The organism is Actinoplanes sp. GCM10030250 (assembly GCF_042666575.1).
Taxonomy (GTDB): domain Bacteria; phylum Actinomycetota; class Actinomycetes; order Mycobacteriales; family Micromonosporaceae; genus Actinoplanes.
Genome location: NZ_JBHTDO010000030.1, coordinates 81557 through 105374, shown reverse-complemented (window position 1 = coordinate 105374; position 23818 = coordinate 81557). Strand labels below are relative to the sequence as shown.

Annotated in this window: 26 protein-coding genes; 7 read left to right on the top strand and 19 right to left on the bottom strand. The window is 68.9% G+C overall.

What is annotated here, in order from left to right; translation table 11 throughout:
- Positions 1-9: 9 nt before the first annotated feature.
- The 4 genes from ACFQV6_RS31835 to ACFQV6_RS31820 all read right to left on the bottom strand — a co-directional run bounded on the left by ACFQV6_RS31835 (position 10) and on the right by ACFQV6_RS31820 (position 3904).
- Positions 10-858, bottom strand: coding sequence for an RCC1 domain-containing protein (locus ACFQV6_RS31835; protein WP_378031336.1), 849 nt, complete (start codon positions 856-858; stop codon positions 10-12).
- Positions 855-1664, bottom strand: a complete 810-nt coding sequence (locus ACFQV6_RS31830; protein ID WP_378031335.1) for a GNAT family N-acetyltransferase — start codon at positions 1662-1664, stop codon at positions 855-857. Before ACFQV6_RS31830 ends, ACFQV6_RS31835 begins: the two co-directional genes overlap by 4 nt.
- Positions 1665-1713: 49 nt before the next feature.
- Entirely contained in the window at positions 1714-3171 is a 1458-nt protein-coding gene (gene rox, locus ACFQV6_RS31825) for a rifampin monooxygenase (RefSeq protein WP_378031334.1), read from the bottom strand.
- 259 nt (positions 3172-3430) lie between these two features.
- Entirely contained in the window at positions 3431-3904 is a 474-nt protein-coding gene (locus ACFQV6_RS31820) for a hypothetical protein (protein WP_378031333.1), read from the bottom strand.
- Positions 3905-4164: 260 nt separating this feature from the next.
- Here ACFQV6_RS31820 and ACFQV6_RS31815 point away from each other — a divergent pair, with 260 nt between their 5' ends.
- A complete protein-coding gene (locus ACFQV6_RS31815) occupies positions 4165-4320 on the top strand; it encodes a hypothetical protein (protein WP_378031332.1) in 156 nt (51 codons plus the stop codon).
- A 187-nt stretch (positions 4321-4507) separates the two neighbouring features.
- The gene (locus tag ACFQV6_RS31810; RefSeq protein ID WP_378031331.1) at positions 4508-5182 is read left to right on the top strand and encodes a ZIP family metal transporter; all 675 of its coding nucleotides are present in this window, start codon (positions 4508-4510) and stop codon (positions 5180-5182) included.
- Positions 5183-5373: 191 nt separating this feature from the next.
- On the opposite strand, the gene rraA is transcribed toward ACFQV6_RS31810, so the two are convergent.
- The 3 genes from rraA to ACFQV6_RS31795 all read right to left on the bottom strand — a co-directional run bounded on the left by rraA (position 5374) and on the right by ACFQV6_RS31795 (position 7972).
- Entirely contained in the window at positions 5374-5847 is a 474-nt protein-coding gene (gene rraA / locus ACFQV6_RS31805; protein WP_378031330.1) for a ribonuclease E activity regulator RraA, read from the bottom strand.
- 398 nt (positions 5848-6245) lie between these two features.
- Entirely contained in the window at positions 6246-7643 is a 1398-nt protein-coding gene (locus ACFQV6_RS31800; protein ID WP_378031329.1) for a hypothetical protein, read from the bottom strand.
- 32 nt (positions 7644-7675) lie between these two features.
- Positions 7676-7972: a hypothetical protein gene (locus tag ACFQV6_RS31795; RefSeq protein WP_378031328.1), complete on the bottom strand. Its 297-nt coding sequence runs from the start codon at positions 7970-7972 to the stop codon at positions 7676-7678.
- A gap of 112 nt (positions 7973-8084) precedes the next feature.
- Here ACFQV6_RS31795 and ACFQV6_RS31790 point away from each other — a divergent pair, with 112 nt between their 5' ends.
- The gene (locus ACFQV6_RS31790) at positions 8085-8840 is read left to right on the top strand and encodes a class I SAM-dependent DNA methyltransferase (RefSeq protein ID WP_378031327.1); all 756 of its coding nucleotides are present in this window, start codon (positions 8085-8087) and stop codon (positions 8838-8840) included.
- 221 nt (positions 8841-9061) lie between these two features.
- Here ACFQV6_RS31790 and ACFQV6_RS31785 read toward each other — a convergent pair whose 3' ends face one another.
- The 4 genes from ACFQV6_RS31785 to ACFQV6_RS31770 form a co-directional block, all read right to left on the bottom strand.
- Positions 9062-9844, bottom strand: coding sequence for an ABC transporter permease (locus tag ACFQV6_RS31785; protein ID WP_378031326.1), 783 nt, complete (start codon positions 9842-9844; stop codon positions 9062-9064).
- Positions 9844-10815: an ATP-binding cassette domain-containing protein gene (locus ACFQV6_RS31780; RefSeq protein WP_378031325.1), complete on the bottom strand. Its 972-nt coding sequence runs from the start codon at positions 10813-10815 to the stop codon at positions 9844-9846. Before ACFQV6_RS31780 ends, ACFQV6_RS31785 begins: the two co-directional genes overlap by 1 nt.
- 420 nt (positions 10816-11235) lie before the next feature.
- Entirely contained in the window at positions 11236-12081 is an 846-nt protein-coding gene (locus ACFQV6_RS31775) for a DUF4097 domain-containing protein (protein WP_378031324.1), read from the bottom strand.
- Between the two features lie 268 nt (positions 12082-12349).
- Positions 12350-12886, bottom strand: coding sequence for a hypothetical protein (locus ACFQV6_RS31770; RefSeq protein WP_378031323.1), 537 nt, complete (start codon positions 12884-12886; stop codon positions 12350-12352).
- Positions 12887-13164: 278 nt separating this feature from the next.
- Here ACFQV6_RS31770 and ACFQV6_RS31765 point away from each other — a divergent pair, with 278 nt between their 5' ends.
- From ACFQV6_RS31765 to ACFQV6_RS31755, 3 genes are read left to right on the top strand one after another with little or no spacing between them, the layout of a single operon-like run.
- Entirely contained in the window at positions 13165-14280 is a 1116-nt protein-coding gene (locus ACFQV6_RS31765) for a M15 family metallopeptidase (protein ID WP_378031322.1), read from the top strand.
- A 24-nt stretch (positions 14281-14304) separates the two neighbouring features.
- Entirely contained in the window at positions 14305-14793 is a 489-nt protein-coding gene (locus tag ACFQV6_RS31760) for a hypothetical protein (RefSeq protein ID WP_378031321.1), read from the top strand.
- 28 nt (positions 14794-14821) lie between these two features.
- The gene (locus ACFQV6_RS31755; protein ID WP_378031320.1) at positions 14822-16204 is read left to right on the top strand and encodes a low temperature requirement protein A; all 1383 of its coding nucleotides are present in this window, start codon (positions 14822-14824) and stop codon (positions 16202-16204) included.
- Between the two features lie 60 nt (positions 16205-16264).
- On the opposite strand, the gene ACFQV6_RS31750 is transcribed toward ACFQV6_RS31755, so the two are convergent.
- The 5 genes from ACFQV6_RS31750 to ACFQV6_RS31730 all read right to left on the bottom strand — a co-directional run bounded on the left by ACFQV6_RS31750 (position 16265) and on the right by ACFQV6_RS31730 (position 19921).
- A complete protein-coding gene (locus ACFQV6_RS31750; RefSeq protein WP_378031319.1) occupies positions 16265-16648 on the bottom strand; it encodes a hypothetical protein in 384 nt (127 codons plus the stop codon).
- A gap of 43 nt (positions 16649-16691) precedes the next feature.
- Complete coding sequence (locus ACFQV6_RS31745) at positions 16692-16955, bottom strand: DUF3618 domain-containing protein (protein ID WP_378031318.1); 264 nt, start codon at positions 16953-16955, stop codon at positions 16692-16694.
- The gene (locus ACFQV6_RS31740; protein ID WP_378031317.1) at positions 16952-17323 is read right to left on the bottom strand and encodes a phage holin family protein; all 372 of its coding nucleotides are present in this window, start codon (positions 17321-17323) and stop codon (positions 16952-16954) included. The genes ACFQV6_RS31745 and ACFQV6_RS31740 overlap by 4 nt, the downstream gene beginning before the upstream one ends.
- A 171-nt stretch (positions 17324-17494) precedes the next feature.
- A complete protein-coding gene (locus ACFQV6_RS31735) occupies positions 17495-18220 on the bottom strand; it encodes a glycosyltransferase family 2 protein (protein WP_378031316.1) in 726 nt (241 codons plus the stop codon).
- A gap of 90 nt (positions 18221-18310) precedes the next feature.
- Positions 18311-19921: a methyl-accepting chemotaxis protein gene (locus tag ACFQV6_RS31730; protein WP_378031315.1), complete on the bottom strand. Its 1611-nt coding sequence runs from the start codon at positions 19919-19921 to the stop codon at positions 18311-18313.
- 420 nt (positions 19922-20341) lie between these two features.
- Between ACFQV6_RS31730 and ACFQV6_RS31725 the strand changes: the two genes are divergently transcribed.
- Complete coding sequence (locus ACFQV6_RS31725; RefSeq protein ID WP_378031314.1) at positions 20342-21388, top strand: acyltransferase; 1047 nt, start codon at positions 20342-20344, stop codon at positions 21386-21388.
- Here ACFQV6_RS31725 and ACFQV6_RS31720 read toward each other — a convergent pair.
- From ACFQV6_RS31720 to ACFQV6_RS31710, 3 genes are read right to left on the bottom strand one after another with little or no spacing between them, the layout of a single operon-like run.
- On the bottom strand, positions 21356-22138 hold the full coding sequence (locus tag ACFQV6_RS31720) for an amino acid ABC transporter ATP-binding protein (RefSeq protein WP_378031313.1): 783 nt from the start codon (positions 22136-22138) through the stop codon (positions 21356-21358). The genes ACFQV6_RS31725 and ACFQV6_RS31720 overlap by 33 nt on opposite strands.
- Before the next feature lie 5 nt (positions 22139-22143).
- Complete coding sequence (locus ACFQV6_RS31715; protein WP_378031312.1) at positions 22144-22938, bottom strand: amino acid ABC transporter permease; 795 nt, start codon at positions 22936-22938, stop codon at positions 22144-22146.
- A 20-nt stretch (positions 22939-22958) separates the two neighbouring features.
- Positions 22959-23786 carry a basic amino acid ABC transporter substrate-binding protein gene (locus ACFQV6_RS31710; protein ID WP_378031311.1) on the bottom strand — a complete coding sequence of 276 codons (828 nt, stop codon included), beginning with the start codon at positions 23784-23786 and terminating at the stop codon, positions 22959-22961.
- Positions 23787-23818 lie beyond the last annotated feature (32 nt).

Genomic DNA, 23818 nt, shown 5'->3' with positions numbered 1-23818 from the left:
TGCAGCCGGCTAGTCGGGCGACCGGATCGCGTTCCAGCCGGTGACGTCGCATTGGCCGTGCTCGTTATTGCCGGTGGCCACGACTGTTCCGTCCGCGCGTAGTCCGAGAGTGTGGGTGGAACCGGCCGCCACCGCGACGATCTCGCGCCAGCCGGTCACGTCGCACTGGCCGGCTTCGTTGCTGCCCGCGGCCATGACTCGGCCGTCGCCGGTGACCCCGACGGTGTGGTAGCTCCCCGCCGCCACCGCCACGACGTCGCCCCATGCACTGACTTCACCGGCGCCCGCCGATCGATCCCCGACCGCGAGGACGCGTCCGTCGTTGGTGAGACCGACCGTGTGAAGGTAACCGGCGGCGACGGCGCCCACGTCACGCCAGGAGTCGACCGCGCACTGACCGCGGCGATCGTTGCCCACAGCGACCGTGGTGCCGTCGGCTCGCGAGCCCACCGAATGCCAGTCGCCGCAGGCCAGCGCGACAACCTCCCGCCATTGGCCGACGTCGCATGCCCCCTCGCGGCGCCGTCCCGCGGCCAGCACTGTGCCGTCACGGACCAGCCCCAGGGTGCGGCGCCAGCCCGCGGCGACGAGTGCGATGTCGCGCCAATGCCCGACGTCACCCTGCCCGTCACCGTTCCAGCCCGTGGCCATCACCGTGCCGTCCGCGCGGAGGCCGACGCTGTGGGACCTTCCGGTGTTCGGCGCCGTGTGCACGTTGCCGGCCGCCACGGCGATCACCTGTGCCCAGTCTTCGACGCGGCACTCCCCCGATGTTCCGGTGCCGGCCGCAACCACGGTGCCGTCGGCGCGCAACCCCAGCGAATGCCGGCGCCCAGCGGCGATGAGAGGACTGTTCATGTGACTGGCGCATCCGGCTGATTCGGCGGCGTCCACTGGTAGTGCCTCGATGTGGTGATCTCGTGGAAGCCGCACCGGCGCAGGATGGGCGCACTGTGGGGCGACGCGTCGACGTGCAGCAGCCGGAAGCCACGGGCGGCCGCCTCCCGGGCCCGGGCGGCGATCATGGCGCGGTAGAGGCCGCGCCCCCGCCAGTCCGGCAGCGTCGCGCCGCCGAGGAACGCGACGAAGTCGGTACCGGGGCTGTAGATCGACCACGCGGTGCAGAGGACCCGCTCATCGGCTTCGGCGACCAGGATGGTGATCTGGCCGGGATCGGCCGACACGTGGGCGAGAAGGTGGTCCGCGGCCCAGGAGACGTCGACGCCGAACACCTCGGTCTGAAGGTCGGCGATACGGCGCAGGTCCTCCGCCTCGCTGACCTGCCGCAGCAGGACTCCGTCGGGCAGGACCGGCTCGGCGGCCACCTCGTCGGCGAAGCCGACCAGCACCGACGACGGACTCTCCGGTACGAAGCCCGCCGCGATCAGCCGCTCGGGAAGGTCGGTGGGCAGGTCGTGTGCCCGAACCTTCCACTCGACGCCCTGGCCACGGGCCTTGAAGTAGTCCCGCTGCCGAGCGATCAGGCGGTCGAGTTCGGCGCCGGTGACGCCGACGTCGCGCGGCGGCCGGATTCGTCCCACATGCTCGCCCACGATCCGCAGGAGTGGGCCGTCGTGCTCATGGGTCACACCGGACGGGACGGCGCCGGTCGGCATACGTATCTGCGCGTCGTAGACGGCCAGGAGGGCGGCGGTGTCGACCATGACCACATGGTGCCCGAAGCAGCCTGCCGACGGGCACCCATGCGGTGGATCAGCCGGTGGGTTCGCCGAACCAGCGGGCGAGGTGGGCGTCCAGGTCCTGCTGGTCGTCGCCGATCCAGGCGACGTGGCCGTCCGGGCGCAGCAGGACGCCCGGGGCATCGATAACCACGGTGGAGTCCGCAAGGTGATCGACCCGGTCGGCCCACCCGCCCACCGTCAGGCATTCCGTACGGTCCAGCAGCAGGCCCCGGCCGCGATGCAGCAGATCGTAGAGGCGGCCCTGTTTCACGTCGATGTCGCGCAGGCGGCGGCCGAGCAGGTCGGGGCCCGCGCCGAAGTCGTACCGGATGCCGATTGCGGTGATCTTCTCCAGCAGATGGCGGTTCACCTCGTTGAAGTCCATCAGCTCGGTGAGAAGCCTGCGCACGGCCTGCGCGCCCGGTTCGGTGGACAGCAACTCCATCTGGGCACGGGTGTTGTCCACCACGTCCTCGGCAACCGGATGACGTTCGGCCTCGTACGTGTCCAGCAGATTTTCCGGCGCCCAGCCCCGGACCTGCGCGGCCAGTTTCCAGCCCAGGTTGACCGCGTCCTGGACACCCAGGTTGAGGCCCTGCCCGCCGATGGGTGGATGGATGTGTGCCGCATCGCCGGCCAGCAGCACCCGCCCGGCGCGATACCGTTCGGCCACCCGCGTGGCATCCCCGAACCGGGACAGCCAGCGTGGCGAGTGCACGCCGAAATCGGTGCCGGCGATGGCGTACAGCTGCTGTTTGAAATCATTGAGGGTGGGCGGTTCGGCGCGATCGCTGACTTCCGCGCCGGGGACCACGACGCGATAGACCCCGGCGCCCGCGGGCCGGAAGTCGAACCGCCGATTGGTTTCGCCGAACTCGGCCACCTTGGCGGCGATCTCCTCCTGCGGCACGCCCACTGCCATCTCGCCCATCAGCGTCTCGCTCCGCGAGGGCTCGCCGGGAAAGCCGACACCGAGCAACTTGCGCACCGTGCTGCGCGCGCCGTCACAACCGACAAGATATCGGGTACGCAGAAACTGCCCATCGGCCAGCCGGACCGTCACACCGTCGTCGTCCTGTTCGAGGCCGGCCACCGCACAACCGTGCCGGACCTGCGCACCCAGGGCGATCGCGTGTTCCTCGAGCAGGTCGACGATGACCGGCTGCGGGATGCCCAGCAGATAGGTGTGCGCGGAATCCAGGCCCTCCGGCACGGGTTTGTTGATCGCGGCGAAGAAGCCGGCCGCCGGGCGCTTCCTTGCGCGGGCGGCGATGCGGTCCAGCAGCCCGCGCATGGCCATCAACTCGATACTGCGGATGTGCAGACCGACGATGCGGACGTACGACACGGGCTCGGTTTCCTTCTCCAGGACGAGTACCCGCACATCGTGCAGCCGTAGCTCGGCGGCCAGCATCGCACCGGTCGGCCCGCACCCGGCGATGATCACATCGAACGGAACGGGAACGGTGTTGGATTGCGCAGCATGCATAGGTGTTGCCTTTCGGGAGTGCCTTGGTGGCGAGGCGCTCCCGGCGACACCTACATCAATCGCCCGGCCGTGACCGGCAGAGGGAGCACCCACATCGAAACAGCGTTCATGGGTCTCACCTCCTCGGGCAGTGTCACGGCGAACTGCAAGCTACAAGCCTGGGCATCTCCGCGTCCAGTCATTTTTCCGCCACAACCGGGCGTTCAGGCGACAGCTGCGGAGCGCGGGCATGCGGGCGATCACGTCGTCCCAGATCCCCTCAGGGTTTCAAAGGCTCCTTCGACCGCGCCTCGAGCGCCGCCCGCGCCTTGTCGACACCCGCGCGGATCATCGCTCCGTAGTCGTCCTGCGGCAGCGCATCAAGATCTTCAACCGCCGCCGCCAGATGGTGCCGGGCCTCGGCGAAGTCACCGGCCCGGCGGTGGGCATCGGCCAGGTTGAGGCGCAGGGAGGGCAGGAATGCCCGTACCTGAAGGGAGGTGTTGAATTGCTGCGCCCGCTCGTCGCTGAGATCGGTGACGGCGCCGAGCGCCCGCTGGTCCCACAGCAGCTCATCGGCGACGGATTCCTGCAGGTCAGCCAGGTAGTGCGCGATGCTGCACCGATGCAGCGCATCACCGTGATCGCCCACCGTCTCCCACAGTTCGGCAAGAGCCAGGCGGGCACCAGCCTGATCCCCCGCCCTCCCCCGTTCGACAGCCTGGCCGATAGCGATCATGGTGTCGTCCGACATCTTCCGCTCCCCTTCGTTCGTCGCCGCGGTGACGCCGAGTAACGCCAGGGAAAGCGTGCGCCCTCGACAAGGGTGAGGGTCAAGAACATCGAAGCACGACCTGGCCGCGACATCCTGTCAATCTCGTGAGACCGGGGCGTTCCGCCAAGACCCGGATCAGCGCGATCCGTTTCCGCCGCACGGGTCGCGCTTGGTTGCGGGACGGGAGCGCTCCGGCGTTTGTCTTGGCCGGAGGCGGGCCGGATGCCGAAGACCGCTGCATGACTCGTTTCGTACCCCTGAGCTTTCCCCAGGCCGGGACAGGCGACCGGATCGTCGCGACCATTCCCCCACCCGGCCGGGTGGTGAGCCATGTGGACCCGCAACCAACGGCCGACAGCGACACCGGCCGCCCGATGTTGCCGTCGGCCGGGTGAGGCTGCCGCCGGCTGGCTTCGGGTGAGGCCGGCCGGGTGACGTCGGCCGGGTGACGTCGGCCGGGTGGCGGGTTTCGGTACGGGCGCTGCGGGAAACCACGCGCCCGTGCCGGAATGGTTGCAAGCGGGTGGGTGGGGGCTGCTGGCCGGCTCAGCGCTGCTGGTGGGCGCCGCCGTCGGATATCTGGTGAGAATCCCCCAAAAGGTCGTCGCCTCGATCATGGCGTTCGGCGCGGGCGTGCTGCTGTCGGCGGTCTCGTTCGAGCTGATCTCCGAGGCGTACGACCAGGCCGGACTCTGGCCCACCGCTGCCGGTGCGATCACCGGCGCGGTGCTCTACACCGGGTGCAACGTGGTGCTGGCTCGCCGGGGCGCGCGACACCGTAAGCGCTCCGGCGGCCGGCAGCCGTCGGAGGAACAGCAGGGCGGCTCCGGTACGGCGCTGGCACTCGGCGCCCTCCTCGACGGCATACCGGAGTCGGTAGTCATCGGCACCAGCCTGCTCGGCGGTGGTGCGGTGAGTGCCGCAACGGTGGCCGCCGTGTTCATCAGCAACGTCCCGGAAGGACTGTCCAGCGCGGCCGGTATGCGACAGGCGGGGCGCCCACGGTCGTACGTCTTCGGCCTATGGGGTGGCATCGCCGTCATCAGCGGTCTGGCGGCCGTCGCGGGCAACACCCTCCTGGCCGGCGCCGCCCCCACCGCTCTGGCCGCAATCACCGCCCTGGCCGCCGGAGCGATCCTGACGATGGTCGCGGACACCATGATTCCGGAGGCGTTCGAGAACGCCCACCTCACGATCGGCCTGATCACCCTCCTCGGCTTCCTCGCCGCGTTCACCCTGTCCACGATGGGCGGCTGACGACGCCGGCACCGAGTTCGGCGCCGGCCCATGGGTCAGTCTCGCCGGCAATCAGACCGCGCCTCCCGGTGTCTTCGGCTGTGGTGCCCCCGCTGCATTGCCGCCACCGCTGCCCACACCGCGCCGCCGCCACCGCGCCGCCGCCACAGCGCCGCCGCCACAGCGCGGACGCCACAGCGCGGACGCTGCACTCAGGGTGCGAGGACCACGATGCCGTCGTCGTCGCTGACCACCCGGGCGCCGGGCGTGAATCGGCAGCCGCCGAACTCAAGGACGACGTCACGTTCGCCGCTGCCGGTCTTGCCGCTCTTGCGGGGGTTGGAACCGAGCGCCTTGATGCCGACCGGCAGTTCCCGCAGCGCGGCTACATCCCGGACCGCCCCGTTGATGATCACCCCGGCCCAGCCGTTGTCCACCGCTAGGCCGCCGATGATGTCCCCCATCAGCGCGCGATGCACGGAGCCGCCGCCGTCAACCACGAGCACGCGCCCCTCACCCGGCTCGCTGAGCACCGACTTGAGCAGGGCGTTGTCCTCGAAGCAGGACACGGTGACAGCGGAACCGCTGAAGACGGCGGCGCCACCGAACTGCCGGAACTGGGTGTCGCACGAGCCGAGAGCCTCGCCGTGCTCGTCGTACAGATCAGCGGTGCTCTTCATCGTCATACCCCTCAGTTGATCAGCCGGGCGGCGGTGAGGGCGAGCCTACTCAGCGTTCGATCGTGAGCCGGGCGATCGCAGCGCCGTTGAAGGCGAACCGGTAGTGCAGGTCAGCTGCCCCGCCAGGGAAGTCGCCCTCCGGATGCGAACCTCGTCGATAACGCTGGCCTCGGCGGTGAAGGCGCTGACGAAAATTCCACGTCGCCAGTGCGGTGCGTGGTCAGGTGGGCAGCAATCGCGATCGCCAACGTGTCGGTCAATTCCATGCCTCAAGGGTCGGGTCTGCCCCAGGGGCAGAGTCAAGCCCCACAGTCGACGCGGAACGCGTTGGCACAGCACCAGTTCGTTTCGTCGGTGAAGGTCGAGCACCGGTTGTCGCTGATGCCTTCGTGAGGGCCACGACATCAGAGTTGGGACGCGATCCTGGCCGCCGCGCTTCGCGCAACATCCGCATCGCCGCTGAGAAGCGCCACCACGCCGCCGGGCAGACCCTCCGGCCGTACGCCGTACTGCTCGTGGATATCCCGCAGCGCCTCAGCGCGAGATGCCTCCACGTCGGTATCGAGCCAGACCGGGTCTCGGCCGGTCATAGCGAACCAGATGGTCATACCCAGCGCGTGAAGGTCATCGCCCTCCTCGGGAGGCCCACCACGGCACTGCCGGGCGGGAGCGAAACCCGGCGTGCCGCCCTGGAAATGCACACCGTCGTAGCTCGCGAGGCCGAAATCGACCAAGCTCACCCGCATCCCATGGAGAGTCACGTTCTTCGGCGCCAGGTCGCGCATCACCACGCCTCTCCGGTGCAGGTCGAGCACGATCGAGGCCAGATCCGCGGCCAGCCGGCGCAGTGCCTGGACACCGTCCGGCCCGCTTCCGGCACTCATGTAGCCGCCCGCCTGCCGCACAGCGTCGCGGAGGTTGCACGGGCCTTCATCGCTGAGAGCCAGGAACTCGTCCGCACCGTGCCGGAAGTGGTCCAGAAGTCTCGGCACCCCTGTCATTCCGTCGAGGGCGTGCAGGACTCGGCGTTCATTGCGCAGCCGCAGCCGCGTGTCGAGGCTTCCGTCCTCTTCCGCGACGTAGGCCCGCGCTTGCTTGATCACCACCGGGGCGCCGCTGACGGTGTCGACTGCCCGCAGCACGTCACCCCGGGCAGACGCCTGAATGACATCACACACGCGGTATCGCCCACCGAACAGGACCGGTTCCGGAACCCGGTTGGCTTCGGACGCGTCTTGACCGGTGAACGGGTCGATCGTCCACGGCGGCTGCCGGTACACCAGGGTGGCCGCGCCATCGATCTCCGTGCCGTCCGGTCCCCGCATAGGTGCGACCAGACGGCCATCGGCCTGAGCATCCGGCCCCTGAAACGGGCCGTAGCGGTAGTAGACCGGAGCGGACGGATCCACTCGGCGGTCACTGAGCACTCGGGGGCCGCCGACGCCATTCAGCAACGCGGCCAGGCGCAGGCCAAGATCACGAGTACGGTGATGGTCCGGGTAGACGGTGATGGCCTTACCGACGAGGGCCGGCGCGGAGACTCCGTCATTGAGTTGGCGCAGAACCTCCTCGGACGCGGCCAGCTTGAACGGACACCGCTCAGCCAGCAGTACCGGAACAACCAGGCGCACCACATCGAGATAAGCCACGGCGCGCGCGGAGAGGTGCAACTTCCACCCATGCTCGGGCAGTTCGACAGCCGGCGGGCAAACCCGGACCCACGTCGGGGTCGTATCAACGCGATAGCCGGAGGCGGCGCTATCCCGGACGAAACGCTCGACGACGTCGACGCGGCGGCCCAAAGAACCCACCTCCGGCTGCGGCAGGCCGAAAGTCAGCTGACCGACGCGGAGTCGATGATGCCGAACCTGGTCCAGTCGGCACTTCGCTCGCCGGCGTCCATCGTGCCGAACCTGGTCCACTCGAAGTCGCGCTCGCCGGCGGCCATCGTGCCGAACCTGGTCCACTCCTTGTTCCGCTGGCCGGCGTCCATGGAGCCGAACCTGGTCCACTCCTGGTTCCGGTCCGTGTCACCACTGAGGTCCCGGGCGGAGGCGGTCGTCAGACCAGCCGCCGGCTCCACGGTTTCGTTGCCGGCGTCGCGCGGTTCCAGTTCCTTCAGGACGTCCATCGCAGTATCCCCTCGTGAGTGTTTGCCGGTTCGTACCTTGCGGCCGAATCGATCGACGTGAGTATATGACCCCCTGATACGGTCGGCCAGAGCTAGATCGAGGAGGACGGCAATGGGTGATTCCTTTCCTCAAGTCGACCCAGGGCTGTACGGACGGCAATGGGCGGCCGACTACGACCTGCCGTCCGGTCACGACGACGAGACCGCGCCCACCGTCGCCGCCTTGCGGCACCTCGCCGGGAGTGGCCCGGTGCTCGAAGTGGCCGCTGGTACCGGCCGAGTGGCCATCCCACTGGCCCGCGGTGGCCTCCACGTGACAGCCACGGACGCATCGCCAGAGATGCTCGACCAGCTACGGGCCAAGCCCGGCGGCGATCTCGTCGACGCCCGGCTCGACGTCCTCCCCGGCATTCGCGGCGACGATCAGTACGGGCTCATCTACATCCTCTGCAACTCGATCTGGGTGATGCAGAGTGCCGAGGAGCAGGCCACATTCCTTCGCAACGCCGCCGCCCACCTGCGACCTGACGGCCTGCTGCTGATCGAGATGGGCATCGTGGACACCACTCGTCTCGGTCAGCCCCGCCAGTTCACCAATGGCCAGGGCAGCTGCCACGTGGAGACCACGTGGGATCCCACCACCCAGCGTGTACTCCACCGATACCAGTTCGAGGAGACGGTGTCGCCCTCGCTGCGAGACGTCCACCTGCGCTTCCTGCTGCCGGAACAATTGCTCACCATGGCGTCCGCGGCCGGCCTCGAACCGCGATTCACATGGGCGGACTGGGAAGGCAAACCCTTCCAGCCCGACAGCCGATGGATGATCGCCGGCCTTGGCCATGCCGAGTCAGCGGAGACCCGTCGCTGAGCCGGGTGCGGCCGATCCTGCCGGCCGACCGGGCCGCGATGGAGGCAGGTCAGCTCGTGGGCGGTGTCGCTCGCACGACCAACCAGTCTTGACCCGTCCCTTGGGGGAGACTCCATATTGGGTCCATGAGAACCGCGGTCGTCGTAACGCTGGAGACGATGCCTGTCCCGGACAGGCGACTTCCCAGGCTGAGCAGCCGCTCAGCCTGGGAAGCGGGTGAACTAGCGGGTGGCCCGCTGGTTGTACTTTCGCTTGGCCCAGAGGTAAGACAGCAGCGCGATCCCGGCGCACCAGGCGAGTGCGACGACGGCGCTGTTGCCGATGCCGGTGCCGAGCAGCAGCCCCCGCAGGGTCTCGATGATGGGGGTGAAGGGCTGGTGCTCCGCGAAGAAGCGCAGCCCGGCGGGCATCGTCTCGGTGGGCACGAATCCGCTGCCCAGAAACGGCAGCAGGCTCAGAAACATGGGCGTGTTGCTGGCCGTCTCGACGCTGTCCGCGACCATGCCGAGGGCCACGGCGAACCAGGTCAGAGCAAAAGCAGTGGCCATGAGTACGCCGAAGGTGGCCAGCCACTCGACCGGGGTCGCGTTCGGGCGGAAGCCGATGAGCAGCGCGACACCGAGCACGGCGAGGATCGCCAGGACGTTCTGCACCATGCTGCCGAGAACATGTCCGGTCAGCAGCGCGCCCCGGGCGATGGCCATGCTGCGGAACCGGTCGACGATGCCCTCGGTCATGTCCGTGGCCACCGAGATGGCGGGGCCGGCGGCGGCTCCGGCCACGGTGAACAGCAGGATGCCCGGGGTCAGGTAGTTCAGGTAATCGGAGCGGTCACCGCCGAGCCCGGCGCCGAGGGTGCCGCCGAAGACGTAGACGAACAGCAGCAGGAAGATCACCGGCAGGCCGACCAGGAAGAAGGTCAGCGACGGGTATCGCTTCAGATGAAGCAGCTGCCGGCGCAGCATGGTCCGGGAATCCGTGAGGGTGTGGGCCAGCGTCGTCATCAGGACTCCTCGGAAGCGGGGGTGGCGGGGGTGGCGGGGGCACCGGTGAAGGCGAAGAACACGTCGTCCAGGTCGGGGGTGTGGATCGCCAGGTGGTCGGGCTCGACATGCACGCTGTCGAGCGTGGCGAGCACCGCCCGCAACGAGGCGACGTCCCCGTCACTGGGTACCTGCAATGTCAGCGCCGTGTCGTCGCGCTGCGCGGTGGTGAGGATCGCGGCGGCCGTGCGCCAGCTGTTCGGGTCGCTGAAACGCAGCAGCAGATGCCCGCCGGGGATCCGGCGCTTGAGCTCGTCGGGGGTGCCCTCGGCGACGATGCGGCCGTGGTCCAGCACGGCGATCCGGGCGGCGAGCTCGTCGGCCTCGTCGAGGTACTGGGTGGTCAGGAAAACCGAGACACCGTCAGCGACCAGCTCGCGGACGATCTGCCACATCGCGTGCCGGCTGCGCGGGTCGAGTCCGGTGGTGGGCTCGTCCAGGAAGATCAGTTGCGGGTTGCCGACCAGGGTCATCGCCAGGTCCAGGCGGCGCTGCTGGCCGCCGGAGAGCAGTGAAACCGGTTTTCGTGCCGACTCCCCCAGATCGAAACGTTCGATCAGCCGGTCCACCCGCCGCTTGCCCTCGGTGCGGCCGAGCCGGTTCAGGTCGGCCATCAGCCGCATGTTCTCCTGGACGGTGATCAGCCGGTCAGTGGCCGCGAACTGGCCGGTGAGCCCGATCGCACCACGGACACCGTCCGGGTCGCGGATCAGGTCGTGCCCGGCGACACGGATGGAGCCGGCGTCGGGCGGCAGCAGCGTGGCGAGGATTCGCACCATGGTCGTCTTCCCGGCGCCGTTGGGGCCGAGTAGGGCGAAGACGGTGCCCTCGGTGACGCTCAGGTCGATGTTGTCGAGGACCACGTTGGTGCCGAACGTCTTGCGCAGTCCGGACACCGAAATGGCGGGCCGGGTGGTGACTGTCGTTGTCATCTACGCCTCCTGGCGGTTTGCGGGCAGGGGGCATCACCGGCCGGGGGCACGGCCGTTTCGCCTCTTGCTGGTAATTGGGGAGAACCGTCGCCGGCCGGGTGCGGCTGGGCACGGCTGTCTGCGACTCTTGCCGGTTCCGGGGCGGAGACCACAGCCGGGCGGGTCTGAGCGCCACGGCTCGGGGCAGGGACCACCGCGGTGGGATGTGAGTGTGACGCCCGGGCAGGAACCATCGCCGTGGAATGTGGCTGTCACGCCCGGGCAGGGACCACCGCGGTGGGATGTGAGTGTCACGCCCGGGCAGGGAGCACCGCCGGCGGATGTGAGTGTCACGGTCGGGAACGGTGGGGTGAGGAGGGAAGGGCGGCAGCTCAGGAGCGGATCAGGAAAGGCTCCGGAGCGGCAGTCGAGCGGGAGGGGTCAGGAGCGGCGGATCAGGATGTCGCCGAACGAGGTGCGGGCGCGTAGTTCGGCCTGTTCGTCCGTCCCGGCGGGACCTTCGGTTGCCGTCATCTCGTTGCGGATCCTGCCGTACGAGGTGTGCACGTCCAGGCGGGCAGCGGTGCCCTCGCGGATACCGACCTCGATGCGGCCGGCCGCACTGCGCAGAGTCGCCGAGCCGCGGACCAGCTCGCGGATGCGGATGTCGCCGTTGGCGGTGTTCGCGGTCAACGAGCCGGTGGGGTGGTCAGCCGAGATGTCGCCGTTCGCGGAGTTGATCCGCAGATCGTTGCCGGCGTGGCCGACCCAGGTTTCACCGTTGCCGTTCTTGAGGTTGGCCGGCCCGGCGACCGAACGCAGCTGCAGCTTGCCGGAACCGGTGGTGAGCTTCGCGTCGCCGGTCACGTTCTCGGCGGCCGCCAGTCCCATCCCGGTCGTCAGGATCAGGCTTTCGGCCTGTTCGACCTGCAGATCCCCGGCACCGCTGCGCAACCGGCAATCACCCAGCGCCCCGGTGCAGCGGGCTCCGCCGACACCCAGTTTGGCCGTGATGTCCGAGCCGGTCGGCAGCTCGACGAGCACGTCGACGGTGCCCACCCTGCCGAACATGCCGAGGCCGGGCAGGCGGGGACCGCGCACAGTCAGAGTGCCGGACAGGAACTCGACGCGGGTCTGCTCGGCGGCGCGTACGTCGCGGTCCCGGGTGGCGTCCGCGGGGGTGACGTGCACGACCGTGTCTACCCGGTCGCTGGCGACCACTCGCACGTCAGCGGCAGCGAACTCGACGGAGGCACTGATGGGTCCGGGGGTGTCGAAGGTCTTCATGGTGGTTCTCCGTTCTCCTTGAGGGTCAGCGGATCTGTAGGTCAGAGGATCAACAGGCCAGCGAGCCACCCCGGCCAACCGACCGGGCCAGCGGGGCCCGCAGGCCGGCGGGCCAGCGGGTCGGCCGGGCCGGCGGGCCAGCGGGTCGGCCGGGCCAGCGGACCAGCGGGCCAGCGGGTCGGCCGGACCAGCGGACCAGCGGGCCAGCGGACCAGCGGGCCAGCCGGGTCAGCGGGCCAGCGGGCCGGCCGGTCAGCCGGTCAGCCGGTCAGCGGACCCAGCCTGTGTAGTGCTGGGCGCCGCTGGTGGTGCTGGGTGTGCTCACGGTCGGGGGTCGCACCGTGTCTCCGTCGGCTGCGGCGTATGCGGCTCGGATCAGCCAGGTGTTGATGGAGACGCCGGAGCGGGCGGCGGCCTGCTCGACGCGGGTTTTCAGGTGCTCCGGCAGTCGCAGGCTGATTCGCACGGTTGCCTCGTCCTCGCCCGCGGCGGGAGCCGGTGCGAGCGGCGGCGCCGGGTCGGGCGGGGGCGGGACGACCGGCTGGTCGCTCCACGGGTCTGCGGGGGCCGGCGTCACGACGAAGCTGGGTTCACGGTCACGCAGCCGCAGGTCGACCGAGCCGGGCGCGAGATCGCGGGTGATCTCGGCGGCCGCCTCGGAGAGGGCGTCGAGCAGGGCGAGCCGGACTCCCGATTCGAGCGGCGCGGTGAGCCGCTCGGCAAGCTCGCGAGCGTCGTCACCGCCGGCTGCGGCGGCGAGTGCCAGCTCGTGTCGCAGAGCGTCGATGTAGGGCTGCAATTCCATGACACCACTATGGCATCACCGTGATGCCACGCGCAACCCTATGGCGCCATTGTGATGCCAAGCCGTCCCGGTGGCGCCATCGAGGTCCGTCTTGCTGGGCGGAAGAAGCAGGTGAGTTGCCTGCTCATAGGGGATCAGCCGCGTTGCAGCACGAGTTCGTTGCTGAGGACTTCTCAAGTGACCGCTGGTGCCACCGATTTCTCCCACCGGCGCCGGGACACGCTCGGCCGGGGAGGAGTCAGCGGGCTGTGAACTCGACGAGACATCGGCTTACGCGAATGAGTCGTGCCGCCGTACACATCGCCGCTCCTGCTCTTCTGATCGTCAGCGCGACAGCGTCTCCGGCGCAAGCCGCCGCCGCAAAACCGGCGGAAGCTCCCGCCGCAAAACCGGCGCAAGCCGCCGCCGCAAAACCGGCGGAAGCTCCCGCGGCAACAGCGGCGGCCGGCACGACATGGGTGCGGGTGATGCGTCTCAAGCTCGACCTCGAGACGGAAGCGACCCGCCTCGCCACGCAGTTGCCCGCACTCCGCACCACAGTGATCGTCCGCAATACGGAGATCATCAAGGCGCAACGGGTCCAGGCGTCCGCCGCCAAGACCGTCACCATCGCGACCGCCGCTGACCAGACAGCCCGGACGAGGCACGCCGCGGCGAAAACGGCAGCAATCGCGGCAAAGAAAGCGCTGACTGCGACGAAGAAGAGGCACCCGCGCAGCAAGACCCGGATCGCCAAAGCAACTCAGAAATTGATTGCCGCCAATGTGACGGTCAAGACCCGGGCAGCGACTGTGCGGCAGACCGCGACGACGCTCAAGACCACCAGATCCACGTACGCGTCAGCAACCTCCCAGGTCACCGCGGCGACCACCGCTCATCAGGCCGCGATCACGACCGTGACCATCGCACAGACGAAGATCGCCGTCATGCCGCAAAAGCGGGCATCTTTGGCTGTGCAGGCCACGACGTTGAGCGGGCCGGTTGTCACCCAGACGCGGGCGGGATTCACCATCAAGCAAACCACCAAAGTGTACGGCGTAACCGTCAACAAAATCGTCGCGTTCCCTTTCCAGCGCATGCTCGACGACGCCGCAAAGGCCGGCGTCCCACTGTCCGGCGGCGGTTTCCGCACCAAGGAGCAGCAGATCGCGCTCCGCAAGTCGAACGGCTGCCCCGACGTCTGGACCGCGCCCTCGTCCTCGTGCCGCGTACCGACCGCGATTCCCGGCCGGTCCCTGCACGAGCTCGGCCTGGCCATCGACATCACGTCCGGCGGCAAGACCGTCAACAGCCGCAAGAGTCCCGCGTTCAAGTGGCTGGCCGCCAACGCGGGCAAATACGGCCTCGTCAACCTGCCCTCCGAGCCGTGGCACTGGTCGATCACCGGCCACTGACCCGGCGACGTGCCACCATGGACGATGCCCGATCTGCGACCCGGCGCCGACTTCCTCGACGCGGCACACTCGATCGTGCGGCACGAACGCGAACGGCTGGCCGCCCTGCTGCCCGGGCCGTTCGACCTGGTCCTGGTCGGTGGCAGCTCCCTGCCCGCCGCCCTCACGAAGGGTGACGTCGACCTGCACCTGCGGGTGCCCGCCTCCACCTTTACGCGGGTGGTGACCATCTTGCGATCGGTCTACGAGGTGGTGCACCCGCAGATCTGGCAGGCGACGCTGGCGACGTTCACGGTGGAGGCGCCGCTGCCGGCCGGGGTGGCGGTCACCCCGGCCGGTTCCGAACACGACCTGCGCTTCACCCGCACCTGGCAGCGGATGGCGGCTGATCCCGCGCTCGTCGAGACCTACAACGCCATCAAGCTCCGGCATCTCGGTGAACCCGATGAATACGAGCGACAGAAATCCGCGTTCTTCGACTCCATAGCTCCGTCCGACCCGGATCCGGTGTAGCGGGGCGCTGTCCGGGTAGCCCGGGGGCGTGTCAGCAGACCAGAAACCCGAGCCCGCAAGTGGTCCGCCCCAGGCCCAGCGCACCCGCCGAGATCGGGACGACGAGGACGAGCGCACCCGCCCAGATCGGGACGACGAAGACGAGCGCACCCGCCCAGATCGGGACGACGAGGACGAGCGCACCCGCCGAGATCGGGACGACGAGGACGAGCGCGCTCGGCTCGAGAGGGAGGACAGGGAAGAGCGGGAACTCGTTCGCGAGCCGGACCTCAACCAGGAATCGGACCGCTCCTCCACTCGCCTGGAGCTATTCTTCGACCTGGCGTTCGTGCTCTTCGTGGCCGGCTGCGCCGATGTGCTGGCGAAGAACGAGACAGCCGCCGGCGGGCTGAAGTTCGCGGCCCTCCTCGCCGTCGGATGGTGGGCCTGGGCCAGCACCACGCTGTACGCCAACCGGTTCGACACCGACGACGCGATCTTCCGGCTGCTCACCCTTACCGGGATGGCCGGAGTGATCGTGATGGCCGCGTCAGCCGACCAGGTCACCGGCTCGGCGGGCACCTGGTTCGCCCTCGGCTATGCGGTGCTGCGCATCGTGCTGGTCGTCGGCTACCTGCGGGTCTGGCGGACGCTGCCGGAGACCCGGGTGGGCATTCGGCCGTACCTTATCGGTCACGCGGCCGGTGCCGCCTTCTGGCTGGTCTCGCTGATGGTGGCGGCGCCCGGCAGGTATGTCCTGTGGGGTGTCGGTGTGCTCGTGGATCTTATCGGCCCGGCGCTGGCCGCCCGGCTGCCGGACGCGCCGCCGCTGCACATGGAGCACCTGCCGGAACGATTCGGTCTTTTCGTCATCCTGGTGCTCGGCGAATCCATCGGCGGCACCGTGCACGGCCTGCACGAGGGCAAGTGGACGGCCGGCGTCGTCACCACCGCCCTGGCGGCGTTCCTGGTCGCGGCGGCGCTGTGGTGGTCCTACTTCGACCTCTCCGGCGGCGCCGCGAAACGGCGCCTGGTCAAGGAGGGCGGAGAACGCACGCGCGAGGGAGTGCATGACTTCTATGTGTACGCCCACCTGCCGGTCGCCATCAGCCTGGCCGCCGTGGCAGTCGGGCTGGAGCATGCCATCGCCCACGGATCGGAGGAGCACCTCAGCGCCGGCACCCGCGGTGTTCTCGGCGCGGGGCTGGCGGGCTATCTGCTCAGCGCCGCCCTGATCCAGGGCGTGCTCGCCGGCCACCACCGGGCCGTCCTGGTGTGGCCGGGGCTCGGCGTCCCGGCGATCGTCGTGATCATGGTGCTGGACCTGGCACCGCCGGTGCTGGTCGGAATTTGCGCGGCGGTCATGATCGGTGGCGTGATGACCGGCATATATCAGCACCGGCACGGCGAGATTCACGTCGCCAAGGTATGACGGGCCGCACACGAGGGCCCGGCCGGGAGAGTTCCGGCCGGGCCCGCGGTGATGCAGCAGTTACGGAAGCGTCTCGCCGGGAACGTCCGGCGTGGTGGGGGACGTGACCCGCTTGCGCCGAGCCGCACCAACTGCGGCGGGCGTCGGTGTCGCATCAACAACCGGAGTGTCAACAGCAGTGGTGCTGCTGGTGCTCGTGCTGCCGATGCTGCTCGTGCTCCCAGTGCCGATACTGCTGCTTGAGCCGGTGCTCCCGGTGCTGCTGGAGCCGCTGCTGCCGCTCGGGCTGATCAGGGTCTTGGCCTTCTCCTGCGCCTGCACGACGCTCGGGTGGGCGCTGACCTTGCGCGCGGTCGCGGCGATCTGCTCGTACTTCTCCCGGCCCGCCCGGCTGCCCAGCACGTAACCGACGGCGAGACCGGCGGCCAACTTGACGATTCTCATGCGTTCTTCTCCGGATCGTTCGACAACAGATGGAACGGCGGATCTACCGCCGGCGGCGCACCACGAGGATGACTACGCCGATGAGTACGAGAGCGGCCACAGCGATCACGGCCGGCTGAGCCGCCTGGCGCACCTCCGGCCGCTGGCCGGCGTCGGCAACCTGCTGTTTCACCGTAGCGACCCGCCGCTTGGCGCGGGTCTTCACGTCGGTCTTCGCGGCGAGGGCCTCGACCGTGGTGCCCAGGTCGGCACGGGTCTGCTCGATCTCGTCGCGCAGTTGCCGCGGATCCGAGGGACTCTCGCTCATGCGTGCCGTCCCCGGTTGGCGGCGACCTTCACGGTCTGCACGTCGGCCTCGACGCCGGCGATGGCGTCCGACGGCACCGGCGGGGCGGCCGCCTTGAGCTGCTTCTTACCCAGCAGGGCCATCACGCCGGCGGCGGCGAACACCACCACCATGACCACCAGCACGGCCACCCACAACGGCCAGACCGCGTCCAGCGCGACGACCGCGAGTGTCAGCAGCAGGCCGAGCCCGAACCACGCCAGCACGGCGGCGCCACCGAACAGGCCACCACCGACCCCGGCCCGCTTGCCCTTTTCCGCCAGTTCGAGCTTGGCCAGGGCCAGTTCGTCGCGTACGAGCGTCGAGATCTGGGCAGCCGCCTGGCTCACCAGATCAGCTGTGGACGCCGCTCCGGGCGTACCCGTTGGTGATGAATTGTTTGTTGTCACCGTGCTCACCTCCTTGGCTTTCGTGCTGCTTCTGCCCACCGCGTCCCCGGCCAAAACCCGAACCGGGCCAAGTGTCACCTGGTAGCTGCGTCACCCAGGCGGTCCGGCGGATCAAGCGGCTCGGCGGCTCAGCAGGGAGGTGGCCGCATACTGCAGCAGCGGGCGGTAGATCCGGACCGAGTCGGCCACGCTGCCGAAGTGTGACGAGCTGTTGCCGTCCACATAGATCGTCGGGATCCGCACCTCCTCGATCCGATGTCCGGTGCGGGCGGCCTCCAGCAGGACGTTCATCTCGTACTCGAACCGCTCCCCCGGCACGGCGCAGAGCCTCTCCAACAGGGCGGACGGGTAGACCCGCAGCCCGGTCTGGGTGTCCGAGACCCCGCGTCCGGTGGCGGCCCGGAACAGGGCCCGGGTGATCGTGTTGCCGAAGCGGCTCCGGGCCGGCATGCCGTCGAAAGCGCGTACGCCGAGAACGATGTGCCCCTGCCCGGCCCGCTCGGCGACCCGGCGGATGTCGGTGGCGTGGTGCTGCCCGTCCGGATCGGCGCAGACGACGTCCAGACCGGGGTGTGCCGTCACGGCGTACCGAAATCCGGTTTTGAGGGCGATGCCCTTTCCTTGATTGGAGGGATGCTGCAGCACTGTGCAGCCGAGCAGGCGCATCACGGCCAGCTCGGACTCGGCGTCCGGGCCGCTGCCGTCGTCGACGATGATGGTCCGCGCCGCTTCGAATCCCTCGGCGAGCAACTCCGTGACAAGATCGTGCAGTGCCTTGCCCGGGCGGTAGACCGGGAGCAGAACTACTGTCTCCGGGTGTGGGTGCTGCTCGCTCACCTGATGTCCTTACATGTCGGGTACGGGAGTGCGCCCCCTATACCCGGACATGCGGGGCATCCAATCCGGCTGTCGGATGATCCGGACCGGTCAATAGACGAAGTGTGAGACGGCGGTCTGCAACTCGCTCGACATGCGGGACAGTTCCGCAGCCGAGCGTTGCGCGTCGCCCACCGACTCCGCTGTCGTGCGGGCGTTCTCCGCCACATTGCCGATACCGGAGTTGATCTGGCCGGTCGCGGTCGCCGCCTCGTTGACGTTGCGATTCATCTCGGCGGTGGTGGCGCTCTGCTCCTCGACCGCCGACGCGATCGTGGTCGTGTAGTCGCTGATGTGCCCGATGATCTCGCTGACCTCGGCGATCGCGGTGACCGCCTGGCCGCTGTCGTTCTGGATCGCCTCCACCCGGCGGGCGATGTCCTCGGTGGCGCGGGCCGTCTCCTGGGCGAGATCCTTGACCTCACCGGCCACGACGGCGAACCCCTTGCCGGTCTCACCGGCCCGCGCCGCCTCGATCGTGGCGTTCAGCGCGAGCAGGTTGGTCTGCTCGGCGATCGCCGTGATCACCCGGACGACGTCACCGATCTCACGGCTCGACTCACCGAGCGTGGCGATCGTCCGGTTGGCGCTCTGCGCCACGTTGACGGCCTGACCGACCACCTCGGCGGCCGAATTGGCACTCTGCGCGATCTCCGCGATGGCCGCACCCATCTCCTCGGAACCGGCAGCGACGGTAGTCACGCTCAGCGACACCTCAGCGGATGCCGCCGACACCTTTCCCGCCTCCTCCGAGGCGTTCGCGGCGCCCCGGCTGATCTGGTCGGCGATGGCCGAGGTCTCCTCAGCGGCCGCTGCCAGGCTCTGTGCTGCCGAGCTGACCGAGGCGACCACCGTACGGGTCTGTGTCTGCGCCCGCGCCAGCATCTCCGCCATCTGCCCCACTTCGTCACGCCCGGTGACGTCGGCAGCCACGGTCAGATCACCGTCGGCCATCGCGCTCAGCGACCGCTTCACCCTCTCCAGCCGGCGCACGATCTGCCGAGCCACCAGCAGACCGAGAACGATCGCCGCCAGCAGTCCGACCACGAGGACGATCATCTGCATCCGCTTGGCCGTCGCCGCCGACGCGTCACTCTCCGCCGCCCGCTGCGCCGCCTCCGCCATCTGGGCGTCGGTCTCGCTGTCGATGGCGTCCGAGGCAGCGTCCATCACCGGGATCAGCTGCTCGCGATAGGCGACACCGAACGCCTTGACCTGCCCCTTTGCCGCGAGCGGCATCAGCGTCTGCTCACCCACGGTGATGAGGTTCGCGTACGCGTCGGTGAACTCCTGCACGGTGCCCTTGTCCTTGGCCCCCGGCAGATAAGCCTCCAGCGCCGTGTCGACCCGGGCCTCGCGCGCGTCGATCTCTTCCACGAGCTTCTCGCGGGTCGCCGGGGTGGCCACCCCGTACTCCAGGAACCGGGCCCGGATCCCCTGGAGGCTGCGCTGCACCGCACCGAGCTGGGCGAGCGGGGCGACGTTGTCGGTGTACAGCAGATGATTGCGCTCACCGAGGTTCGTAATCGCCATCAAACCGGTGATACCGATCGCCACGGCGGCCACAGCAGCAACCGCGATGGCCGACTGGATCTTCGCGTTCACCCGCAGATTGGCGAACCAACCAGCCGGACCCGCCACTCCGCGCTGAGCGTCGCCCATCAGCACTCCTCAAGACTCGACCCCTACGTCCCCCTTTCGACCGATCCACCAAGACACTGAGCAGCTCTCGCCACCAACCGCCGCCAGGCGCGCCTCACCCTGGCTGCCGCGCTCCGAGCAGTCCGCGTCTTTCAAAACTGCTTTCGGTACGACAGATCCCGCACCGCCCCGAGCGGCCCGCGACCTGCTGCACCGCAAGCCTGTGCCGCGACCGCCGGGCTGAGCTGCCCACTCGAGCTGATCCCAGCCGACGCCGTGGGGCTGGACCTTTGCGGGTCGTGTTGTGGCCGGGAGGGTGCCGAGCGGGCCATCAACGGGTGATCGTTTCTGGACCTTCGGTGTACGGCCGGCGGGGCTGCTGAGCACTACGTTGTGGTTCGCCGCGACGGATGGTCCAGCGGTGTGACGGGCGGAGGTACGGTGCAGCCCAACCGGGACAGGTACTTCGACACGCTCAGGGCCGTGGCGATAGTCCGGGTCGTGCTGTTCCACGCGTTCCCGATCGCCGCGCTGGAGCTGGTCTTCCCCTCGATGGGCGTCATGTTCGCGCTCGGCGGCTCGCTGATGGTCAAGTCGCTCGACCGCAACGCCGGCGCCGCCCTGCGCAACCGGGTCCGCCGCCTGCTCCCCGCGCTGTGGGCGATGGGCCTCATCCTCGTACCGCTGATGCTGCATCACGGCTGGCCGGACCACCCGTCCTGGGCGAAACTGCTGCTGTGGGTGGTGCCGATCGCCGATCCCCCGTCGAGCGAGTTCGGGTTCTCGGCGGCTGGCGTGCTGTGGTATCTGGTCACCTACCTGTGGCTGGTGCTGCTGTCGCCGCTGCTGCTGGCCTTCTACCGGCGGGCGCATCTGGTGACCGTGCTGCTGCCCCTGCTCGGCCTGGTGGCGCTGTCCGTGTTCCCGGGCGCTTCCGGAGGCACTGTCGGCTGGGTGGCGCAGAACGTTCTCGCGTACGCATCCTGTTGGGTCCTGGGCATGGCCCACCGCGAGGGTGACCTGGCCCGGATGCGTCCCGCGGTGGTTCTCGGGCTCGGGGCGGCCTGCGTGGCGGGCGCGTTGACCTGGGCATACACGCACCCGGTCGAGAATCACATGGATCTGACGAGCATCCCGGTGGCGTACACGATCTATGCGATTGGATTTGTGCTTCTGCTGCTGCGATGGGCTCCGCGGATGGACTGGCTGGCGCGGGTGCGGCCGGTGAACGGCTTCGTCTCGATGGTGAACAACCGCGCGGTGACCGTCTATCTGTGGCACAACGTGGCGATCACCATCGCGGTGGTGCTGTTCGATCCGCTGCAGCTGTGGCGGATCCCGACGCAGGGGCTGCAGTATCTGGCCGACTTCACGATCGCGATGGTGCTGCTGGCCGCCGCGGTGCTCACGCTCGGCTGGGTGGAGGACGTGGCCGCCAGACGACGGCCACGCGTCTCACCGTTCGTCAAGCGACCGCGGCTCGTCTGAGAACGCGGTGACATGGGTGGGTTCCAGCACCCGGTGCAGGAACTCGCGAGTGCGCTCCTCGCGAGGGTTGCCGAAGACCTCGGCCGGCGGGCCCTGTTCGACGATCACGCCGTCGTCCATGAAGACGACCCGGGAGGCGACCTCGCGGGCGAAGGCCATCTCGTGGGTGACCACCAGCATGGTCATGCCCTCGTCGGCGAGGCCGCGCATGACCGCCAGCACCTCGCCGACCAGTTCCGGGTCCAGGGCGCTCGTCGGCTCGTCGAAGAGCATCAGCTTCGGGTCCATCGCCAGCGCGCGGGCGATGGCGACGCGTTGCTGCTGGCCGCCGGAGAGCTGCGCGGGGTAGGAGCCGGCCTTGTCGGAGAGGCCGACACGGTCGAGGTTCTCCCCCGCGATCCGGCCGGCTTCGGCGCGGCTGCGCTTGAGGACGCGGCGCTGGGCGATCGTCACGTTGTCCCGGACGGTCAGGTGACCGAAAAGGTTGAACTGCTGGAAGACCATGCCGATGCCCCGCCGGACCTCGTCGATGTCACAGTCCGGGTCGGTGACCTCGACACCGGCCACCCGGATGGAGCCGGAGGTGGGTTCCTCGAGGAGGTTGACGCAGCGCAGCAGCGTCGACTTGCCGGATCCGGACGGGCCGATGACGCAGACCACCTCGCCGGGCTCGACCGAGAGGCTGATGCCGCGCAGCACCTCCAGCTTGCCGAAGGACTTGTGCAGGTCGCTGATCTCGATGGTGGACATCGCGGTCACCTCTCCCTCGCGGCCCGGCGCTCCAGGGCGCGGACGACCTGTGACAGCGGCAGGGTGATCATCAGGTAGAGCAGACCGGCCACCACCAGCGGTGTCGGGTTGACGCGCGTGTTGAGCGTGTCCCCGGCGAACTTGGTCAGCTCGATCGTCGTCGCGGTGACGCCGAGGACGTAGACCAGGGAGGTGTCCTTGGTCAGCAGGATGATCTCGTTGGTGAGCGGCGGGATGACGATCCGGAACGCCTGCGGCAGCACGATCGAGATCATCGCGCGGGTGTGTGACATGCCTAGCGTACGGGCGGCCTCGAGCTGGCCTTTCGGAACAGCCTGGATGCCGGCCCGGATCGTCTCCGCCATGTAGGCCGCGGCGGTCAGGCCGAGGCCCACGGTCACCGATCCGTACACACCACCGGGAATTTCACGATCGGGAAACGCGAGGGGTACGCCGTACCCGACCATGAACAGCACGAGCAGTGCCGGCAGCCCGCGGAACAGTTCGATGTACGCGGTGGCGAACCAGCGGTACGGCAGGATCGACGACAGCCGCAGCAGAGCGAGGACGAGCCCGAGCGTCAGGCCGAACACGAACGCCAGCAGGGTGTAGATGATCGTGTTGCGCAGCGCGACGGTGATCGCCTCGGGGAACATGCTCCCGGCGACGTCGAGCCGGAAGAACGCCTCGGACAGGCGACCCCAGTCCGCGGCAGCCACCACGGCCAGGATCGCCAGCACGAAGACGATGTAGCCGGCGACGCGGAAGATCCGCTGCCGCCGGCGGCGACTCAGCTTCATGAGCAGGATCAGCTGATAGTTCAGGCAGCCGGCTTCTCGCCGATCCAGGTCGCGTAGATCTTGTCGTACGTCCCGTCGGTGCGTGACGCCGCGAGCGCCTCGTTGACGTTCTTCAGCAGCTCGGCGTTGCCCTTCTTGACGGCGAAACCGTACTGCTCGCCGGTGTCGAACCCGGTCGCGACGACAACCTTGCCGGGGTTGGCCTTGATGTACTCGTTCCAGACCGGCAGGTCGTTGACGGCGGCGACAACCTGGTTGGTGGCCAGCGCCTGCTGGAGCGCGGCAAGGTCCTTGTAGGAGACCACCTCGATCTTGAGGTTCTTCTCCTTGACCTGCGTGTTGATGTACTCCTCGCCGGTGGTGCCACCCTGCACGCCGAGGCGCTTGCCGACGAGCTCCTCCAGCGTCTTGACCTCCTTGCCGGTCAGCACGGCGAGCGCCTGGGTGGCGTCGAAGTACGGGTCGGAGAAGTCCAGCACCTTCTTGCGCTCGTCGGTGATCGTCATGCCCGCCGCGGCCACGTCACACTTGCCGGCGTTCAGGTCCGAGCCCGACTTGATGCCCTCGAACGGCGTGTCCACGATCTCCTGCGTCACACCGAGCTTCGTGGCGACCAGGTCGATGAGCGCGACGTCGAAGCCGACGACCTTGCCGCTCTGGTCCTTCGACTGGAAGGGCGCGTACGGAAGGTGCGTGCAGGTGGTCAGCGCGCCGGTCTTCACCAGCTTCACACCGCTCTCGGTGGTGCCGCCGGTGTCCTCCTTGGCGCAGCCCGCGACGCCGCCGATCGCGAGTATCGCGGCGGCCGCCAGCGAGGCGGCCTTACGGCCATGTCCCATGACGTTCATGTATGTCTCCCCGGGTCCCGGCCCACGCCGGC

Excerpts from the sequence above, each read along its gene's own strand:
- ACFQV6_RS31780 (WP_378031325.1), bottom strand. The coding sequence starts at position 10,815 with ATGACAACGACAGTCACCACCCGGCCCGCCATTTCGGTGTCCGGACTG.
- ACFQV6_RS31765 (WP_378031322.1), top strand. The coding sequence starts at position 13,165 with ATGAGTCGTGCCGCCGTACACATCGCCGCTCCTGCTCTTCTGATCGTC.
- ACFQV6_RS31730 (WP_378031315.1), bottom strand. The coding sequence starts at position 19,921 with ATGGGCGACGCTCAGCGCGGAGTGGCGGGTCCGGCTGGTTGGTTCGCC.
- ACFQV6_RS31830 (WP_378031335.1), bottom strand. The coding sequence starts at position 1,664 with ATGGTCGACACCGCCGCCCTCCTGGCCGTCTACGACGCGCAGATACGT.
- ACFQV6_RS31785 (WP_378031326.1), bottom strand. The coding sequence starts at position 9,844 with ATGACGACGCTGGCCCACACCCTCACGGATTCCCGGACCATGCTGCGC.
- ACFQV6_RS31760 (WP_378031321.1), top strand. The coding sequence starts at position 14,305 with ATGCCCGATCTGCGACCCGGCGCCGACTTCCTCGACGCGGCACACTCG.
- ACFQV6_RS31750 (WP_378031319.1), bottom strand. The coding sequence starts at position 16,648 with ATGAGAATCGTCAAGTTGGCCGCCGGTCTCGCCGTCGGTTACGTGCTG.
- rox (WP_378031334.1), bottom strand. The coding sequence starts at position 3,171 with ATGCATGCTGCGCAATCCAACACCGTTCCCGTTCCGTTCGATGTGATC.
- rraA (WP_378031330.1), bottom strand. The coding sequence starts at position 5,847 with ATGACGATGAAGAGCACCGCTGATCTGTACGACGAGCACGGCGAGGCT.
- ACFQV6_RS31770 (WP_378031323.1), bottom strand. The coding sequence starts at position 12,886 with ATGGAATTGCAGCCCTACATCGACGCTCTGCGACACGAGCTGGCACTC.
- ACFQV6_RS31775 (WP_378031324.1), bottom strand. The coding sequence starts at position 12,081 with ATGAAGACCTTCGACACCCCCGGACCCATCAGTGCCTCCGTCGAGTTC.
- ACFQV6_RS31835 (WP_378031336.1), bottom strand. The coding sequence starts at position 858 with ATGAACAGTCCTCTCATCGCCGCTGGGCGCCGGCATTCGCTGGGGTTG.
- ACFQV6_RS31720 (WP_378031313.1), bottom strand. The coding sequence starts at position 22,138 with ATGTCCACCATCGAGATCAGCGACCTGCACAAGTCCTTCGGCAAGCTG.
- ACFQV6_RS31745 (WP_378031318.1), bottom strand. The coding sequence starts at position 16,955 with ATGAGCGAGAGTCCCTCGGATCCGCGGCAACTGCGCGACGAGATCGAG.
- ACFQV6_RS31820 (WP_378031333.1), bottom strand. The coding sequence starts at position 3,904 with ATGTCGGACGACACCATGATCGCTATCGGCCAGGCTGTCGAACGGGGG.
- ACFQV6_RS31715 (WP_378031312.1), bottom strand. The coding sequence starts at position 22,938 with ATGAAGCTGAGTCGCCGCCGGCGGCAGCGGATCTTCCGCGTCGCCGGC.
- ACFQV6_RS31815 (WP_378031332.1), top strand. The coding sequence starts at position 4,165 with ATGACTCGTTTCGTACCCCTGAGCTTTCCCCAGGCCGGGACAGGCGAC.
- ACFQV6_RS31795 (WP_378031328.1), bottom strand. The coding sequence starts at position 7,972 with ATGGACGTCCTGAAGGAACTGGAACCGCGCGACGCCGGCAACGAAACC.
- ACFQV6_RS31790 (WP_378031327.1), top strand. The coding sequence starts at position 8,085 with ATGGGTGATTCCTTTCCTCAAGTCGACCCAGGGCTGTACGGACGGCAA.
- ACFQV6_RS31710 (WP_378031311.1), bottom strand. The coding sequence starts at position 23,786 with ATGAACGTCATGGGACATGGCCGTAAGGCCGCCTCGCTGGCGGCCGCC.